Here is a 16,796-nt window from a genome sequence, read left to right as displayed (position 1 = left end):
AGCCCTTGATACTTGGCTAGTTTTTAATTAAATCACAGCAACATTTTTCGTCGTCCATATCGTCAACATCTCCTCTGAATGGGGGTGAATTTTTAGCTGGATTAGATGGGGCAACATCATATAGATTAATAATATCAATAAGAGTGTATGCAGTTGTTGCACTCCCCGTGCTAATACTGTTCATTGCTGGATCTGATCTTGACGCAGTTCTCGATCCATAAATATAATCGCCACTATCAGTATAATAGTATTCTTTAAGTGTTTCTGTTTGGAATCCTGGGCTTTGACTAAAAACCTTCCATAGTCTTGTTTCCCCGTACCAATAGGCTATTTGTTCATCTCCCACTAAAAATACTGCGTGTAAATATGTACCCCCAATACTTGCGCTTCCTACAGGGGGCAAGTTGACAAAAGAAACTGGCATTCCTTCATTCCAAGTCCCAAAATATTTAGCATAAGGCTTGATTGATTTTCCATTTATAAAATGCCCACCTGCCCAATAAGAGTAAGAGGGATGATCTCTTAAGCCATCGATTTTATAGCAAAATAATTCTTTTACGATTTTGTTACCAGGGGCGATATAAATATTCCAATTATCAATTGTTTCCGTAATCTCCCAAGCGTCAAAGAGCGGATCATTATGAAGGTTTAATCTTTTAATTTTTGTTCTATGAATTACCCATCCGCTGCTTTTATTATTAGAATAAAAATATTGATAATCAAATAGTAAAAATCCACAAAAAGGTTTGTTTTTACTTCCATTTGGGGATGGGTTAGGTTCTGGGGAGGGTTCAGGAGTAGGGGGGGGTTCCGGTTCTGGTTCTGGTTCCGGTTCTGGTTCCGGTTCTGGCTCTTCACATTCTGGTACAGTTCGGGTTTCTGTTTGGGTTAATTGATCTGCAATATAATATCGCAGAATCACCGTACATCCTTGTTGTTCGCCTTCAATTCGGTATAATCCAAATGCGTAACTAAGCGTGCTTTCATTGGGATTTTTTATATTAAATTCAACCTCTGCAATTCCTATTCCTAAAGTTAAAATTCCACTAGAAGAAATTGATGCACTAAAAGACCCTGCGTCAACTCCTAGAGTTAAACCTTCCGTGCCTCCTTCTACTCTTGTTTCTGTTCTATTTGGCATTTTATTGAAAAACTAATTCTTGATAGACTAATTTAGAATTTCCATTACAGACCGCATATAACGGTAATTTGCAAAAAGTATTTGCATATTTTTGTAGTAAATTATCTTTATTATTTCCTCCATTAAAAAAAAGCTTTCCGTGTTCATAAGTCAGATTTTGCCCTGGTTCTAAAAACGGAGCCGATTCAGCTAATAAGGGAAAATATGGTTGATACCATTCATCAACAGAAGAAAACTTAAAATAAACTCTGACGTTTCCTGCATTTTGAACGTAAAGCACCGCTCTTTTGTGGTTTGAATTCAAAACTTTAACTGAAGTATTTGTAATGTCTTGTGACCCAGTTGCGCCTTCAATTAATTCAATCTGTGGTGGCTCCCACAAATATGATACTGATCCCGAATACCCGCCGCTAATTTCTAAATAATCCCCTTCTTTTAAGTATCGTGGAGCAATTGAAATTCCTAATTTGTGTTGTATATCGCCAAAAATCGTGTCTCCTACCGCTACAAGATAAGGTTTGATTAAATTTATTCTATTTTCCATCCCCGCATTAAAAAAGTAATCTCGATCAAAATGTTGCCCTCTCCAAGAGTTGTTATACCAATTCCAAAGTAAAAACTGAACAGAATAATTTTTGTCTGGGGGAAAATTTCTTTTAAATTCTACTGTTTTTGCTGCTTTTTGTAATTCTCTTTCCCCTACTGAAAATTGAGGATAGGAAGTCGCAGGAATTTTAAGCAACGTTGGGAAAAAACAGCTAACTGTTAAATATTCTAGTACGAATTCAAATTGAACATTTTCTCCTGAAGATGGTCTGTGCTTATCAGCAATGTCGGCCCAATCAACGATAGAAACAATTCGTCCATCGCCGTTGTTATGGTCGATTCGCGTTGGAGGAATTACCCCTTTAAATGTTTGGCTTATAATCTCCATTTAAGCAGTGATTCCTAAATAGGGTTTCGCTTTTTTATTCTGACTTCCATTTGAATAGGCATAAATCAAAGGGTAATTATCCATTGATGCGCTAACAACAATTGGATTAATGCTTCCTTGTGTTGAAGTGTGGGTCAAACTATATTTGCAATATAAAGCAGCTTCATTATCGTTAAGGGTTCCGTCAAGCTCTTTGGATTGTTGATAAATCAATAAATGAATAAAAGCATTAACGATTCCTTGAGTTCCGAGTCTGTTAAATGGGTAACTTCCCGTGCCAGACTGAAAAGTGAAGCTAGGAAAGTAATTTTTGCAAACTAAAACCCCATCTTGAATTGAACCTTCAATATTGTTAAACGTAATATTAGTTCTGCGGGTTTCATCGTCGGAGGTTGCGTTGATAATATCAACCCCCTCGGTGTTAGATGCAGATAATTGTAAATCTAAAATCTTCCAAGCCATTGATAACAATAGCTCTTCCAAATGTTCCTCTGTTGTAAAATCCGGGTAAACTCCGGGTGCTGAAAGAAGCATATAATTGACCTAAAACTATATTAATTATAATGCCTATATCAAATTCACCATCAACTAATAACTCAGACTTAACAGCCTTAATTGAAGCGTTATCCAGTATTAAGTTTTCAGGTGGCGGTTTCCCACAATTTCGCTATTGTCAAGGAGCATCGGTAGCGATTGAACCAGAAAAGGAACGATTGGTTGTAGACAGGACTGTTGACCCCCAATTACGAGAAATAATCGTAAAAAACGTGACCCCAGAGAGCACGATTCAACTCTTTTGGGATGGGCAAACCGCCCCGATTTTTGAATTGAACTATAACGATATTTGGTCTGACAACAATGATGGAGGAATTAAATTAACCGCCCTAAGTTCAAGTGCGGCAACGATCAATGTAACAGTTCGGTCTGAATCCAGAATCAATTATCAAATAGGAGTACCAACAATGCCTTATTTTCCAATTCAAGTATCTTTGCATTTTCCAACCGGAGGAAATTTTTTACCTGTTGACGACAATGATTTAACTGAGTTTAGTACAACAACTTATCAGGACAATATCAGCAGACTTTTTAATAGTGATCAAGGAGTAACAGGATTTAAAGCCGTCAGCTTCGACTGTTTCACGCCTGGTGAAGAATTAAAAATCATGGTTAATGCACCTACTGGACTATACGGCTCAATGATCGTTCTGCAATTGATTCACCCGCTAAAACTTGTGCGGGTACTTACGGACATTGCTAGTGACTTAATCAATCCTGAATCAGCTTCACTGCCGAACAACTTAATGGGCAGACTAACCCAAGATAGTTGGATGGCTGAAATCAATAGCGCGACTGGGGGGGAATTAACTTTTAAACCTAATTTTAATCAATGTATGGGGCGGTTCGTAGCCTTAAACCCCAATACAAACGCCTTTGATACCGCAATTATTACGGGCTATACCCCCAACGCTGACCCGTTAGTTGGGGGAACCTTCACCCTTGGTGGGTTTTAAATTCCGAAAATTTTCGGAATTTGAAAAAGGTAGGCGTTTTGCCTACCCTTTGATTTTGTACAAATTCACTGACCGCCGTTAATCGAATTCAGCCAACCGCGCTTGAGTATCTAGCCGTATTTCCTCAAGTTTAGCAAGTTTTGCTGTTAACTCAATTTCCTGCGATTTCTGACTAATAATTTCTTCTGTTGTCAGTGAATCTGCAAATTTATTATCTTGCAATTCTTGGGCAAATTTCAGATAAAGTTCAACATTTTTGTTGGGCTGATTTCTTCGGTATGCCCAAATTGCAAAAGTTGACGCCACCGTTGCAGAAACCGGAATTGACACGGATTTAACAGGTGATTTGGGAGCGATCGCAATTCCGGTAATCGTAAACACAGCACTACATAAAATCCCCCAAGAAATCAAACGATCTGGCTTCAAATCATCCATGTCATTAAGGCTCCCAAAACCGAACAAATCAGACAATTTAAAATAACCAGTTGGTTAAAGCTTGAATTTTTTCCCTCTTCATTGGCAACCAAAAATATTAAAGCTACCGGGAAGGAACCCGACACCAATATTAAGGTAACTCTCCAATCTGCCACTAGGTTATGAACCAATAGACTGATGTTAAAAGATGCCAATCCTAGCGTTGCCATGTCTGTTGTTTTAGCTTTGGTCAGCATATTTACCCCCAGTTGCTCCGCAGTTTTTCAAGGTCAGAACGGCGCCGCTCATAGTGTTCACTAATCATGGCGATTTTTCGTTGTCCTTTTTCTTGAGCAAGTCCCAAACGCTCGTTTTGTTCATGCAATGTTGGCTGAACAGATTGAGCTAAATGCTCCTGAGTTTTAACTGCTTGTCCGCGTGCTTGTACGACTTCATCTAATCTTTTGCGGGTGTGAACTTGTTCTGTATTGTGAATCCGTCGAACCGATTCTAAAGATTGAGTTTCGGCTGAATTTTTCCGGCTGTACAATCCGACCTGTTGGGTCATTTCCTTAGCTGTTATTTCCGCCGCTTCTACTTCTTCAGGGGTAATCTTTTTAAAGCTACTGAAATCCCCTTTCATATAGCTTCCCCAGTTGTATTGCTGTCCATTAATAGATGTATTTCCTACATCAAAATTGGTGTCAAAGCCAGGCGCAGAACTGGATGATTTTTGATCTTTATTAAACAGACCTAGTAACCCCATTGGTTTAAACTCCTAAATTTTTCAAAACTTCTTTAAGCTCGTTTCTGCCATCATTGATAGCTTTAACCGTAGGAATCGTGATTGCTTGTCTAAACAAATCCAACGTTTTTTGATAGCTAACGTTTGATTGTTGACTTGCCCAGCTTTGTAATTCCTGACTCAAACTAAACGGTGCTAAATATTGCTCCCATTTTTCATCGTTTGGGGTGTAAGTTTCTACAGGAATTAAAGGTTGCTCAATATTTACAATGGCTGAGGGTTGATGTTTCTCCCGTTGTATTTTTTGCCATTGTTCATAAGTCAAACCGTTTCCTTTTTTTCCAACTTCTCGTAAATAGTTTTCTAGGATGTCAATACCATATTCAGTTAAAGATTTTCCGTCAGGGGAAAGTCTTTCTTGCTCCCAATGATAGGTTTCTAAAATTCTTGCTATCGGCCCATCTTTGGCACGGGTTAAATGGGCAACACTTACCCCGGTAATATCTGCGATTTCTTGAGGTGCGTAAACCGTATCATCCATTTCGTAAGGCTCCGTAAAGGGTCAGTACGCGAATTTTGTTTTCCGTACTGAATATAAAACCCTCCGTACTGGAGGGTCTATAATGTTTACGCAATTGAGTAAAAAAATTAATTATTAAGTCTTTGATTTAATGCTGCTATTACCCAGTCGGGGCAATGTCTTCTTACCCATGTTTGGGCTGATAATTTTGGAATTTTTTTAATAACACCGTTTGCCTCAAACCAATTACTAATTTCTTCTGAAATTAACCGAGATGCTAAACTGACATATCCAAATTCACCAGGGTATAAAATTCCGGTTTTATGACGTTCCATTAATTTTTCTATTAAAGGTTCCAGTTGTTGTGTCAACATAGAAATACCTCATGACAGTGGGGTAAGAAATAAGCGGCTAGTTCATAAAGAGTGGTACTAGCCGCTTTTCAGTTTAAGAAAATAACTTTAGTTGCCCGACAGTTTCCCTCCGCCGCAATTGATTGCCAGAACGAGAATGGGCATGATGACGGGCATCATATCTAAGGTGGCAAACGCTGCATAACGCCTTTAAATTTTCCCGTCGGCAATCCATCGGATTGTGATTAAGATGGGCGACGGTGAGGGTAAATCGATTAAATTTCGGAACCTCCACAACTCCGAATTCCTCTGTATCAATTTCCTCGTAAACTTTCCAGTTGTTCTCAACCCGTTTTTCCAACTCATCCCAAGATTCACCGGGGCGACGGCAGGGGCGCTGACAATTTTCGCAATGCCAATCGGCGGCTTCTTTAATCTGGAGTGCGATCGCTTTCCAATTTTTAGGGTATCGACTTAAATCCATTGGCATGATTCACATCCTCTAAATTTTTGATCCAGTGATCCAGTGATCCAGCCTTTTCTCAAAAATTTTCAAAATTGCATCATCACTGTATTTTGCTGAGAAATGCTGAAACTTATGATTTGCAAGAGTTACAGCTTTTTATGGAAGGTAAACCTTAGTGAGTAGAATTATGAAATGTGCAATTTTCATTTTTTTTGTGTTTTTAGTGGATCGCTGGATCGTGGGGGTTGAAAGTCCGACTGTGTAAGAGAAAGAACGCGATCCGGCCCCCCTGAGACTATAAAGGGGGCCGGATCGTTTCCTCAAAACTGGTCGTAAAAGTTAAAAGGGATGGGGTCAGCCGCCCCCTCCTCTTTGGTGACTTCAGACAAGATGCTTTGTTGAACCCAAGCCAACGCTTTTCGCTGGGCATGAGTTAACTGAGTCTCTCCTGTAACTTTGCAAATTGAATTAATGGCTCTGAATTTAATTTCCAACTCAAGCAAGGCTGAGTTACAACCCGATAACTTTTTTTCAAGTTTCTTGACTTGATTTGACAATTCAACATTTAAGCTGCTTTGTTCATCAAGAACCGTTTGGATGTAATCAAAGTCTTTTTTCAGCGCGTTATACTTAACTTCCCAGTTTTCACCTTTTGGCTGATGCTGTTGTTCTAATGTCATTTGTTCAACGTCCATGATTACTGGCTCTCCATTCGTATTTCCGTTTTTGTGTCCAATTAACAGATTCATTGATTGACGATTTAACCTGCTCCAAAAACCATTGTTTTGTGCCTTTACTGTTTTCTCTTGACCAATCGCTGGTAGCCTTGGTGATGTAAGAAGATAGAACAGGTTTAACGTCTTCAGGAACACGGCTTTTAACGAAATCTTCAGCTAAACGGGATAGAGCTAAAGCGGTAATTCCTAGATAATCTTCGTTGTCAATCACTGGGTTAATCTCCTGATGTTGACTCTAGGAATTGGGCATCCAACACATCGTTAATCTGTTGCAATTTTTGATTATTCAGTTGAAGTTGGCTAACAAGTTCCGGGGTTGATGTTTCGGATTCAGACGAACATCTTAAGAACTTATCAGCACACATCAAGGCATAGTTAATTATTTTTTCTGTGCCTCTATCGCTCCGCGCCATGAATACTAAATCAGCTTCATTGCTAATTGTGTTTGCTAGTAGGTGCATTGCAACAATTTGTCTGTCTGTTAACATGGTTAATCCCTCACAAATAATCAACGACTTCGGTTAACAATTCCATAACCTCTTCCAATTTCTGCTCATTCGGAATATCTAACTGTTCCTCTTCTAAGAATTGGTTTAGAGCGTCAATATAATCGCTGGTTTGCTCTTTAAATTTTTTAGGGTTAACTCCCTCTGAATCAGTGTTACAGTCAAACATTTCTGTTTTGCTCCTCCTCAATAATTTGAACTATCGCAACATCCCTTTGTCTACTTAAATATTTTCTTCGTTAGGGCAGAACCCATATAGTATGTACTACAGAAAGAAGTTCCAGGGATTTTTTTACCCTTTTTCTTTTTTCGGTTAATTCTTTGAGCCATAGTCATTCGCTTAGACATGAATTCCTCCTCAATAATTTGAACTATCACAACACCCTAATAGGCTGAAAATAAAAAGGGAGAAAATTAACTCTTGTCCTCCCTTAATGCTCTTACTTTCAAAACACTTTTATTTGTGATGAACCTCAATACCTTCAGGGAGTTGGTAATCAATTTTTAATTCATTGCCAGTACACTCAACTAATAAGGTTTCTCCACCGTTATAAGGATGAATGTAAAAAGTAAGCTTCCCATTTTTAGCGGTAAAACATCCCATGTAAAAGTTTGGTTTACCATCGTGGCTACTAGCTTTACCTCCTTAATTAAATTAAGTAATCTTCAAGGTTTTTTCCTATTTTTTTTAGGTTGTCACGGAGAGCAGAGAGCTTTTTGAAAAAATCAGGAGCTTCACCGTTTTCCCATCGTGAAACTGTTCGACCTTTAACGTCAAAAATTTCCCCGAATTCATCTTGGGTTAGCCCTAAATCTGCTCTCATTTGCTTTACAGCCTGAGACAATTTAGCGCCCTCCTCTGAATTGTTATTGTCTTGACTTTTTGAAGTCTTGTGTTTTATCATAGCTGCATTAGACAAAAATGTCTAGTCATTAAGCACTAGAAAATTTTGTCTACCTCGGTAAACAACAACATAGCTCCCCCAAGGTGACTAAGCGTGGGGGTTTCCTGAGCGGATTTAGCTTATGAGTTGATTTTACGGCTAACGTCAATACCGCCCAAACCCTGTGTTTTAGGCAGTTTTGCGGATAAACCGACCGTTACCACATCCATGCTGTATCGAGTGCGAGGACGTGCCTATGTAAAAAGAAAATCGATCTCTTCTTCCACTACTGAACAAACACAATAAGTCATAGCAAAACCTGGGGTGAAACTCCCCAGGGTTCTTTCAAAAACTTTCGCTCAATCTATCAATTCAGGAGTGCCTACACCAGAAGGTCTTTACCCAGCAGGGGGTTAACCCCTCGTTTTGTGCATGAACAATTATCAATGTTTTATTCCCGTTGTAATCGGAACCTGTGGATTGGTTTTGTGCCTATCCCTAAGCCTTTTCGCCTTTTTTTCAATGTTTAACCGAGGTTCTGGCCGTGCCGTTGCCACACCTCCACCAGCAGAAGAAACAGTCAAACCAGGAGACGGAAGACGATGACCTCATCATTAGATTTAAGAGCCAAATCTTTAGCCGAACTACAACGAATTGCCAAACGTGAACTCAATCTGACCCCGGAAGATATAGACGCATCAGGTCAGAGCCCGCATAAGAAGAAGTCATGGATTGAAGCAATTATCCGAGGGCGTACTGCTAAACGTTTTGTAGAGCGTCCGAAACCAACCGTTAAACCGCTGCCCCAAATCAAACTGATTCAGATTTACCCCCGCCCTCAGAATCAAACGATCCAACCCCCATCCTAGTCCCCAGGGGGCCGGATCGCGTTCCTTCTCCCTCACAGTCGGACTTTTAACCCCCACGATCCAGCGATCCACTAAAAACACGAAAAAAATGAAAATTGCACATTTTTGATTTTTTTCAACCCGGAGTCGCACCCTCAGAAAACCCCACAATCCTTATACAACAACCGATATGGCGTTTTCTCCTCGGTGCTTCTCCTCAAGCGATCGCCCAACTACTGGATCGTTTTTCAAGGGGGCCGGATCGTTACCCAGTTACTCAAGGATTTCAATGTTGACTTTAACCCTATGGCAACCCTACGCCACCTTTATCGCACTCGGCATCAAGGAATTTGAAACCCGTTCTTGGTCAACCAACCGTCGGGAGCCGCTCTTAATCCATGCCGCAAAACGTCCCCTTGGGGATGATGAAAAATATCTGATTGAACATCTTTCCCGTAAATTTCCAGTGATTGGCAACCTGCTTTTACCCATCACGGATTACCCGTTAGGCGCAATCATTTGTCAGGTCAATATTGTTGATTGTGTTCCGACAAATTCCTTCACCCCGAACAACTTAGAACGAATGGTTGGGGGATGGGGGGAAGGTCGTTATGCCTGGAAATTTGAAGACGTTCAAACAATGTATATTCCCGACGTTTCAGGAAAGCAGGGATTGTGGAATTTTCCCGATAATCAAATTCCGAAAATTTTCGGAATTTCAACTTTAGTTTAAACAGGAGAAATTATGACCGCAGCAATCGTTACAGAGCCAACCAATAAACGTGAATATTACAGCTTGCTCACCGAGAAAGAAGCAACAATTAGTAAAGATTGTGCAGAAAGATTTCTTACTGGCTCCCGTAAAGCTTCAGAAGGAATCTTAGAAGCTGGTGAAGCCTTAATAAAGGCAAAAAAAGAATTAGGTCATGGTAAATTTCTATGGTTTTGCCAGTATGAATTACCCGTTAAATGCTCTCAGGACACAATCCATAATTTCATCAACACCGCTAAACTAATCAAGCAGAATCCCGCCCTGGCTAAATTCAACCCTAGTATTATCTTTCAGCTTGCAAAGCCCTCAACCCCCACTGAAGTTGTAGAGGAAATGAAAACTTTAGCTGAAACCGATCAACATCAAAATGTCCGATTCAAGGATGTTCAACAGAAGGTTAAAGAAACCAAGGCAAATACAATTAAGAAGGGCGATATTGTTGAATGGTCTGATGTAGAACTCAAGGGTTATAAATACGGACGGGTTGTCAAAATAGCAGACGGTATCGTTAAACTACAAACATTTTCGGGAATGTCCATAGGTGAACGTCCCGTAAAATTTGTTTCAAAATGTCCGATTCAAAAACAGAACAGCAATCCCTCAGATAATTTAGAAGAAGGGGATTTAGTTACCATAAAGCCTTACTGTAGTTGGCTTCAGGAATATCAAGATCAAAAAGCAAAAGTAATCAATGTTCAACCTAAAAAACTTTTAGCAACGGTTCTATTAGAAGACGTTGAACTTAAAACGGTTTTAGAATTTCATTGGGAAGAAATCGAAAAAATTATTGAGGAGCAACAGCTAGTTGATGTTATTGATGTTGAAGCAACCGAGATTACACCAGAAAATGTTGTTAGCAATGATGCCGTAACTGAAGCTCCACTAGATATTGATTTAAAGAAATTGGATTGGGGGCAGAAAAGACAACTGTTAAAAGAATTGTTGAAAGAGATGGAATTAGTAACGTATATCCCTAAAGCCATAAACAACGAACTAGACAAACTTGTTGAGAAAACCTTGAGTGAAATGGATGACTTAGATTTATCTCAACAAATGCGTGAAAAATTCATCATCGCTTTTCTTGATAAGTGCCTGTAAAAAGAATATCCCCCTCTTTTGAGGGGGAGGAAGCTACAAACCAGAGTAGGAAAAATGTAATTACTATTAGGATTATAACATTATGACTACAAAGACTTCAACCCTCAAAGAAACACTACTCAATGGATTAAAAGAACTTCCCCAACACTTTCTTTTAACCCCAGTAAACGGCTTCAAAGCCCCCTATTTAACCGGATGGCAACACACAGGATATAGCCCTGACAGTCCAGAATTAATTAAAGAAATTAAATCTGGAAAAGCTAAAGGTTATGGACTCCTAACAGGCTCTCCCAGTGGTGGAATTGTTGCCGTTGATTGTGATGGAGATGCTGCCCACAAATTGGCCATAGATTTAGGAGGATTACCCCCTACCGTCAGTTTTTCTAGTGGAAAGGAAGGTAGAGCACAATACCTCTATCAAGTCCCCCAAGAATATTGGGGAGATGTTACCACCAAAAAACTGAAAACCGGAGTTGTAACCGACGACAAAGAAGTATTACTTGAATTACGCTGGAACGGTTGCCAATCTGTTTTACCTCCCAGTGTTCACCCCGAAACGGGTAGTTATAAATGGTTAAATTCCATTCAAAACACCCCCATTGCTCAAGCCCCAGTATGGGTTATTGAGCAAATGCTTGTCATTGAGTCACAATCCGAACCCACACCAATTGAACAGGCTTTACAAGAGCCAAATTCTTTTAGCTTTGTGGCTGATTTTTATGATGAAATCCCCCTTTATCATTGCCTCAGCCTTACAGAAAGAGGATTAATAGATTCAGGAGCAACCCAAGGTAATCGCAACGATTCAGGAGCCAAATTAGCCAGAGGGTTAATTGGAGTTGAAAGTTATCTTGGGAATTCAGGGATTAGATTCAGTGGTACTGCCCGACAACTCTATGATCAATTTTGCGATCGCTGCTCACCACCAATTAACGGTAAGGAACGGGAAACAATCTGGAAAAGTGCCGAAAAGGTCAACCCCACAGCAACATTGACCGAAGATGCCATTGAAAACTGCATCAAATCTTGGAAAAAACGGAACAGTAACGGCAGTGAAAACGGCAACGGTAGAAAGTCCAATAGTGAAGGGCAGGACACTACAGAAGCTTCTCAAGAATCAGAATCAGACTTCAAGAAAACCCCCGGATTAGTTAAAGCTTTTGAGAAAGCTAAACGGATTATCGGCAATAGAATTAGGCTTAATTTGATGAACCATGATATTGAGCTTGACGGGAAAACCCTAGACCTTGAATGCTTGGAATTAGACCTAGCCCTGGAATTAGGATTGGAATTGAAAGTAGGTAGTAGGAGATTAGGAAGTAGCCAACTTGAAGGGGTCATCTTTAAAATTGCCAAAAACAACGCTTACAACCCCATCAAAGACTACCTTGAGGCGTGCAACAAGAAGCATAAAGACACCCGTATTTTAGACAACATAGCCGAGAGATACTTTGGGAATAATGAACCCATTTATCAAACCTATGTCCGCAAAATGTTAATCGCTGCGGTAGCCCGAATTTACGAACCAGGATGTCAACAGGACAATACTTTGATCCTTCAATCCAAAGGTCAAGGGATAGGGAAAAGTAGCTTTTTTAAAGTTCTGTCGGGTGAAACTTATTTTTGCGACGACATGGGGGATTTTAAGGAAAAAGACGAGCGCCTCAAACTCCATCAAAACTGGTTCCTTGAATGGGCAGAATTAGAAAAAATCACCAGTAAGAAAGCGGCGGGAGCTATCAAATCTTTCCTCTCAACTCGTGAGGATCAAATTCGTCCCCCCTATGCAAGAAAAGCCGTCAAGATGCAACGGCAATCCATCATTGTTGGGACGGCAAACCCGCAAGAAATCTTGTTTGACCCTACAGGAAGCCGACGGTACTGGGTGATTCCCGTGAGTAAACGAATCCCCCTGGAGTTACTGCAAGCTGAACGAGATCAGATTTGGGGTGCCGCCGTCGAATTGTACAAATCCGGTGAAACCTGGTGGCTAGATTCTGACCAACAACAGCAATCCGAGTCGGCAAACGAAAACTTCCAGGTTCATTCATTTATTCAAAACGAGATTGAAGACTATCTTTTAGACAAAACCCAGGTCACAACACGGGAACTCTTAGACTTCGTTGTCTCCCTTGGTTTTGAAGTATCCAACCCGCAAATCTTAAAAACCGTAGAACAACAAATCAAGGCGGCTGTTCTACGCCTTAAATGGGAACCCTGCCGATTAAGTATTGATGGAAAGCGCCCACGGGGTTATCGTTGTCCAGAAATTTCTTCTCAAGCGACTCAACCCCAAAAGGATCCGGTAGTGGATCAGGGGGGTGGATCATCTCAGGATGGGATGGATCGCCCTCCTTCCCCATCACAGTCGGACTTTCAACCCACACGATCCAGCGATCCACCTAAAAACGAAAAAAATATTACTTCGCAATCAGAACAGATTGACTTTGACAAACTCAAAGCAGGAGAAATTCTGTTTGATGCCAACGGGACACCATATCAATTAACAGAAGCAAGATTGGGTATGTGGGAAACGCACAGGAATATTTACATCTCCCGCAACGACATCCGTGAGGGTAAGTATCACTTCACCACCATTGAAGACGTTACACGGTTAATCAAAGAAGCGATAGCGAAAAGAGACAAGAACAAAGCCCAATGGCTTCTGGAATCCGAGAGTTTTTTTGGTAAAAATATGGATCTCATCGTTGCTGCACTTGAGCGAAATCCAACCCTTGACGAAATCTGTAAATATGATTCTTGGGTGGGATAGTTATGAGCCTGGATGCAAATCATAGGTTTCGGCATCCCCCAAATATCGACGCCGAATTTCACTGGGGGATGTATCGCACCACTTAGCCACCAAACTTTCGGAACGCCCGTGTAGAAAAATCTGTTCTGTAATGAAAGTGTCACGGGCGCATCGTGGGGTAAAGTTCCGGCCTGGAAATAATGGGTCAACAACTTTATCCCAAACGTCCTGAGAAAACCGTCCATAGTGTAGGGGCTTGCCCTTAACAGACTTAAAAATCAAATCATCACCATCCCTCTGTATCCCCTCAAAAACCTCTAACAGTTCTGGGTATACAGGAAATTTGCCATCTCTCCCAGTTTTTGTAATAGCTCCAGGGATGGCAATATAAGTTTTCTTAATCATCTGCCATTCCCACTGCACAACCTCTTCCGGTCGTCTACCCGTTAAAAACAGGGTAGCTACATAGGGGTAATAAAAGCTGTATTTGTATCCGGTGTAACCCCTCCCATTCCAGTTCCCTTGATGATTTTTGAAGGCTTCTAAAACCTGTGTTTTTTCCTCAACTGATAAAACCATCGGGATTGATTCAATTTCATATTTGTGCTTCAAATCTGATGCCAATCCATCAAAAGGAGAGGCAGCTAACTGAATCAACCCATGTTTTATTCCAAACTTAATGGCTGCATTCAAATGGGTTAATGTTCGTTTAGCCATGCTTTCTGTCGTTCCCGATTGATTGAGAAGCCACTCACGAACCTTTAAAGCATCTAAATCTTGATGAGGGCATTTATAAATAAATTTCCCCAAGCCCTTCATGTATTCTCTTGTTCCAGGTCTCCAAGCCTTCTGTTTATAAGTTACATAAGCATCCCAGACCTCCTGTAACGTCTCCCTTTTGGCTTGATGCCTTTGAGGTTTATGAGGTTTATATTTTGCCAACGTTGGATCAAATTCCCCAAATTCTAAATCCTTCTCAATCCATCGGGCGATCCGTTCTGCTTCAGAGCGATCGCTTTGATTGTCCCATAGTCCTTTTTTGATTGGGGTGAACTGATAAGTTATGCCGCCAACCTGAAATTTAATTTTGATGTAAAGCCCATTTTTTGAAGGAGTGATCGTCATAAAACTGTTCAAAGACTGTTCAAAAAATCTTTTTGTCAATTTTATCTGACCATCAGACTTCTTATTACAAAAGACTTACAACTTTTTGATACGATAGCCTTCCAAGCTATTAATGCGGGTTCGATTCCCGCCACCCGCTTTAGAAAACACCACATCTAGTCAGTCTTTAAAACCCTTACGCTATATACGGTGTAGGGGTTTCTAGTTGATGGAGAATCCTTTGCTATAGGGATAGATTGATGTCTTAATTTGATGTCTATTTGATGTGCGCGCGTCAAATGCACATCAAACCGCATTTATCCCAACCTATTCAAGTTCACGGTTTCCCAGACACAATCAAATCCCTGATCATAATGCTCCGTTGATGGGGCTGGGGAATGGCAGGCGATTTAACCTTAATTTCTAATCCCAATGACAGCCTCCCTTCTAGCTACCCATCTGGTTTATTTTCTAATTTTACTTCTCCGAGACTGACAGAAGATGGCTATATTTAGTTAGAGGGTTAAACCTCTACCCTATCTACGGTGTAGGGGTTTTTAATTCCTGAATGGAATTGAAAAAAATCTTAGCTCTGGAAGAAAAGGGATAATCTTGGGTTAAATTAAGATTCAGGAGTCAGTTGCCACTGGGTGGAATTTGTGATTTCCCCAGCCATCAAAAATTCAGGGCGGGGCGACAAGACTTAGTTTAAACACGCTCTGTTGATAATGATAAGGGTTTAGGAGGGCTGCTGTGCCAACAAACCAAGACCAAAAGATCTTTGCTATCTTCATGGAAGAGGCTGAGGAGCGTCTTGAGACCCTGCAAACGGGACTAACAGAGCTACCTGCCATCATGGCGGATTCAGACCGGGAGCGTGTAACGGCGATTTATCGGGCTGCTCATTCCATTAAAGGAGCCGCAGCGATGTTGATGGACAAAATGCCCAGTCTGACAAGCATTAATAAAGTGTCTAAACGCTTGGAAGATTGTTTTAAGATGGTGAAGGACACACCGCTTAAAATTGATGGTGCAACCCAAACCCTCTATACGAAAGGGTTTGAAGTGCTGAAAAATTTAATTGATCGTGCAGCGAGTCCAGCAGGGCTTTCAGAAGACATGGGGGAGAAAATTCTGCAAGCTTCTCTTCCCCTATATGATAAGTTAGAAAACCACTTAAAAGGTTTGATGAGTGGGGCAGCAACCCCAGCGACTCCTGCACCAGCGGCTGGAACTTCTGCGGTTGCTGGTGCTGTCAATCAAGTGATGACGGTTCTTAAACCAATGTTGCAAGGCTTCAAACAAGCAGAATCTCCAGAAAGCCGAAAACAATTGGCAGGTTTGTGCGCTCGATTAACGAAAATTGGGGTCGGAGTTGAATCTTGGCAGACATTAGTTAAAACGGCTTATGGTGCGATCGCTAATCCTAAAAATTCTTTTAAAGTTTTAGCGAATCCAGTTATTAATGAGTTGAAGCAAGGAGCGGAACTTCTACAAGCGGGAAAAGCAAATACTATTTCCCCTAGTGCAACCTTATCAGCTTTGGCAGGCGGTAAAACAGCCACTAAACCTACGGCTCAAGAAATTACGATTCCGGCTGATCCGAAAGAGGTGGTTAAAGTGCTGTTAAAAACGTTTAATAAGCAGCAATTACAAGCGATCGCTCAACTGTTAATTAAGCATATTAAATCCTAAAAAATAGAAAATTTACTCATTTTGAGGATGTTCTTCCCATAAGGATGTTGTCGTGCGTAAACTCAGATAATTGCCATTCCCTAAAATAATATGATCTAAAAGGGGAATGGATAAAAATTGCGCTCCTTGTAACAGTTGACGAGTTAAATTAATGTCTTCTGAACTGGGTTCGACATTCCCAGATGGGTGATTATGGGCAATGATCACCCGTGTGGCGCCACTTTTCAACACTTCTCGAAAAATATCGCGGGGATGAGCAATGGTTTCCGTTGCAGTTCCAATGGTAATCACTTGAGTCCCTAAGAGGCGATGTTTC

23 protein-coding genes are annotated in these 16,796 nt (G+C 40.7%); 7 read left to right on the top strand and 16 right to left on the bottom strand.

Features of this window, described 5'->3' with window-relative positions; translation table 11 throughout:
• Nucleotides 1–16: 16 nt before the first annotated feature.
• The 3 genes from ACKPEB_RS01640 to ACKPEB_RS01630 are packed head-to-tail and all read right to left on the bottom strand — an operon-like array spanning nt 17 to nt 2,609.
• Nucleotides 17–1,141: a hypothetical protein gene (locus tag ACKPEB_RS01640; RefSeq protein ID WP_408963029.1), complete on the bottom strand. Its 1,125-nt coding sequence runs from the start codon at nt 1,139–1,141 to the stop codon at nt 17–19.
• A gap of 1 nt (nt 1,142) precedes the next feature.
• A complete protein-coding gene (locus ACKPEB_RS01635) occupies nt 1,143–2,075 on the bottom strand; it encodes a hypothetical protein (RefSeq protein WP_408963028.1) in 933 nt (310 codons plus the stop codon).
• Nucleotides 2,076–2,609, bottom strand: coding sequence for a hypothetical protein (locus ACKPEB_RS01630; RefSeq protein ID WP_408963027.1), 534 nt, complete (start codon nt 2,607–2,609; stop codon nt 2,076–2,078).
• A 29-nt stretch (nt 2,610–2,638) separates the two neighbouring features.
• On the opposite strand from ACKPEB_RS01630, the gene ACKPEB_RS01625 reads away from it, so the two are divergent.
• Nucleotides 2,639–3,586, top strand: a complete 948-nt coding sequence (locus ACKPEB_RS01625; protein ID WP_408963026.1) for a hypothetical protein — start codon at nt 2,639–2,641, stop codon at nt 3,584–3,586.
• Between the two features lie 78 nt (nt 3,587–3,664).
• Here the strand turns inward: ACKPEB_RS01625 and ACKPEB_RS01620 are convergent, their stop codons facing one another.
• The 11 genes from ACKPEB_RS01620 to ACKPEB_RS01570 form a co-directional block, all read right to left on the bottom strand.
• Entirely contained in the window at nt 3,665–4,021 is a 357-nt protein-coding gene (locus tag ACKPEB_RS01620; protein WP_408963025.1) for a hypothetical protein, read from the bottom strand.
• Nucleotides 4,009–4,257 carry a hypothetical protein gene (locus ACKPEB_RS01615; RefSeq protein ID WP_408963024.1) on the bottom strand — a complete coding sequence of 83 codons (249 nt, stop codon included), beginning with the start codon at nt 4,255–4,257 and terminating at the stop codon, nt 4,009–4,011. The genes ACKPEB_RS01620 and ACKPEB_RS01615 overlap by 13 nt, the downstream gene beginning before the upstream one ends.
• A gap of 2 nt (nt 4,258–4,259) precedes the next feature.
• On the bottom strand, nt 4,260–4,766 hold the full coding sequence (locus ACKPEB_RS01610; protein WP_408963023.1) for a hypothetical protein: 507 nt from the start codon (nt 4,764–4,766) through the stop codon (nt 4,260–4,262).
• Nucleotides 4,767–4,770: 4 nt separating this feature from the next.
• Entirely contained in the window at nt 4,771–5,286 is a 516-nt protein-coding gene (locus ACKPEB_RS01605; protein ID WP_408963022.1) for a hypothetical protein, read from the bottom strand.
• Nucleotides 5,287–5,393: 107 nt separating this feature from the next.
• Entirely contained in the window at nt 5,394–5,639 is a 246-nt protein-coding gene (locus ACKPEB_RS01600) for a hypothetical protein (protein ID WP_408963021.1), read from the bottom strand.
• A 73-nt stretch (nt 5,640–5,712) separates the two neighbouring features.
• On the bottom strand, nt 5,713–6,108 hold the full coding sequence (locus tag ACKPEB_RS01595; RefSeq protein ID WP_408963020.1) for a hypothetical protein: 396 nt from the start codon (nt 6,106–6,108) through the stop codon (nt 5,713–5,715).
• Nucleotides 6,109–6,404: 296 nt separating this feature from the next.
• A complete protein-coding gene (locus tag ACKPEB_RS01590) occupies nt 6,405–6,779 on the bottom strand; it encodes a hypothetical protein (RefSeq protein ID WP_408967472.1) in 375 nt (124 codons plus the stop codon).
• Nucleotides 6,769–7,032 (bottom strand): hypothetical protein, encoded by a 264-nt coding sequence (locus tag ACKPEB_RS01585; protein WP_408963018.1) that lies wholly within the window; start codon nt 7,030–7,032, stop codon nt 6,769–6,771. The genes ACKPEB_RS01590 and ACKPEB_RS01585 overlap by 11 nt, the downstream gene beginning before the upstream one ends.
• 4 nt (nt 7,033–7,036) lie before the next feature.
• On the bottom strand, nt 7,037–7,309 hold the full coding sequence (locus tag ACKPEB_RS01580) for a hypothetical protein (RefSeq protein WP_408963017.1): 273 nt from the start codon (nt 7,307–7,309) through the stop codon (nt 7,037–7,039).
• Between the two features lie 10 nt (nt 7,310–7,319).
• Nucleotides 7,320–7,496: a hypothetical protein gene (locus tag ACKPEB_RS01575; protein WP_408963016.1), complete on the bottom strand. Its 177-nt coding sequence runs from the start codon at nt 7,494–7,496 to the stop codon at nt 7,320–7,322.
• A gap of 481 nt (nt 7,497–7,977) precedes the next feature.
• Nucleotides 7,978–8,247, bottom strand: a complete 270-nt coding sequence (locus tag ACKPEB_RS01570; protein ID WP_408963015.1) for a helix-turn-helix domain-containing protein — start codon at nt 8,245–8,247, stop codon at nt 7,978–7,980.
• A gap of 566 nt (nt 8,248–8,813) precedes the next feature.
• Between ACKPEB_RS01570 and ACKPEB_RS01565 the strand changes: the two genes are divergently transcribed.
• The 5 genes from ACKPEB_RS01565 (at nt 8,814) to ACKPEB_RS01545 (ending at nt 13,702) form a co-directional block, all read left to right on the top strand.
• A complete protein-coding gene (locus ACKPEB_RS01565) occupies nt 8,814–9,080 on the top strand; it encodes a hypothetical protein (protein ID WP_408963014.1) in 267 nt (88 codons plus the stop codon).
• A 95-nt stretch (nt 9,081–9,175) separates the two neighbouring features.
• Nucleotides 9,176–9,355, top strand: a complete 180-nt coding sequence (locus tag ACKPEB_RS01560) for a hypothetical protein (RefSeq protein ID WP_408963013.1) — start codon at nt 9,176–9,178, stop codon at nt 9,353–9,355.
• The gene (locus ACKPEB_RS01555) at nt 9,349–9,792 is read left to right on the top strand and encodes an ASCH domain-containing protein (protein WP_408963012.1); all 444 of its coding nucleotides are present in this window, start codon (nt 9,349–9,351) and stop codon (nt 9,790–9,792) included. The genes ACKPEB_RS01560 and ACKPEB_RS01555 overlap by 7 nt, the downstream gene beginning before the upstream one ends.
• 12 nt (nt 9,793–9,804) lie before the next feature.
• A complete protein-coding gene (locus ACKPEB_RS01550) occupies nt 9,805–10,929 on the top strand; it encodes a hypothetical protein (RefSeq protein WP_408963011.1) in 1,125 nt (374 codons plus the stop codon).
• 82 nt (nt 10,930–11,011) lie between these two features.
• Nucleotides 11,012–13,702 (top strand): VapE domain-containing protein, encoded by a 2,691-nt coding sequence (locus ACKPEB_RS01545; protein WP_408963010.1) that lies wholly within the window; start codon nt 11,012–11,014, stop codon nt 13,700–13,702.
• On the opposite strand, the gene ACKPEB_RS01540 is transcribed toward ACKPEB_RS01545, so the two are convergent.
• Entirely contained in the window at nt 13,703–14,806 is a 1,104-nt protein-coding gene (locus tag ACKPEB_RS01540; RefSeq protein ID WP_408963009.1) for a tyrosine-type recombinase/integrase, read from the bottom strand. It abuts the gene before it with no gap.
• Nucleotides 14,807–15,538: 732 nt separating this feature from the next.
• On the opposite strand from ACKPEB_RS01540, the gene ACKPEB_RS01535 reads away from it, so the two are divergent.
• Complete coding sequence (locus ACKPEB_RS01535) at nt 15,539–16,480, top strand: Hpt domain-containing protein (RefSeq protein ID WP_408963008.1); 942 nt, start codon at nt 15,539–15,541, stop codon at nt 16,478–16,480.
• 12 nt (nt 16,481–16,492) lie between these two features.
• On the opposite strand, the gene ACKPEB_RS01530 is transcribed toward ACKPEB_RS01535, so the two are convergent.
• Nucleotides 16,493–16,796: JAB domain-containing protein (locus tag ACKPEB_RS01530; protein WP_408963007.1), on the bottom strand; the 304-nt coding region annotated here is incomplete at its 5' end.

The sequence above is a fragment of the Planktothrix sp. genome (assembly GCF_046067725.1).
Classification (GTDB): Bacteria; Cyanobacteriota; Cyanobacteriia; order Cyanobacteriales; family Microcoleaceae; genus Planktothrix.
This window is presented reverse-complemented; position numbering and strand designations above follow the sequence as displayed.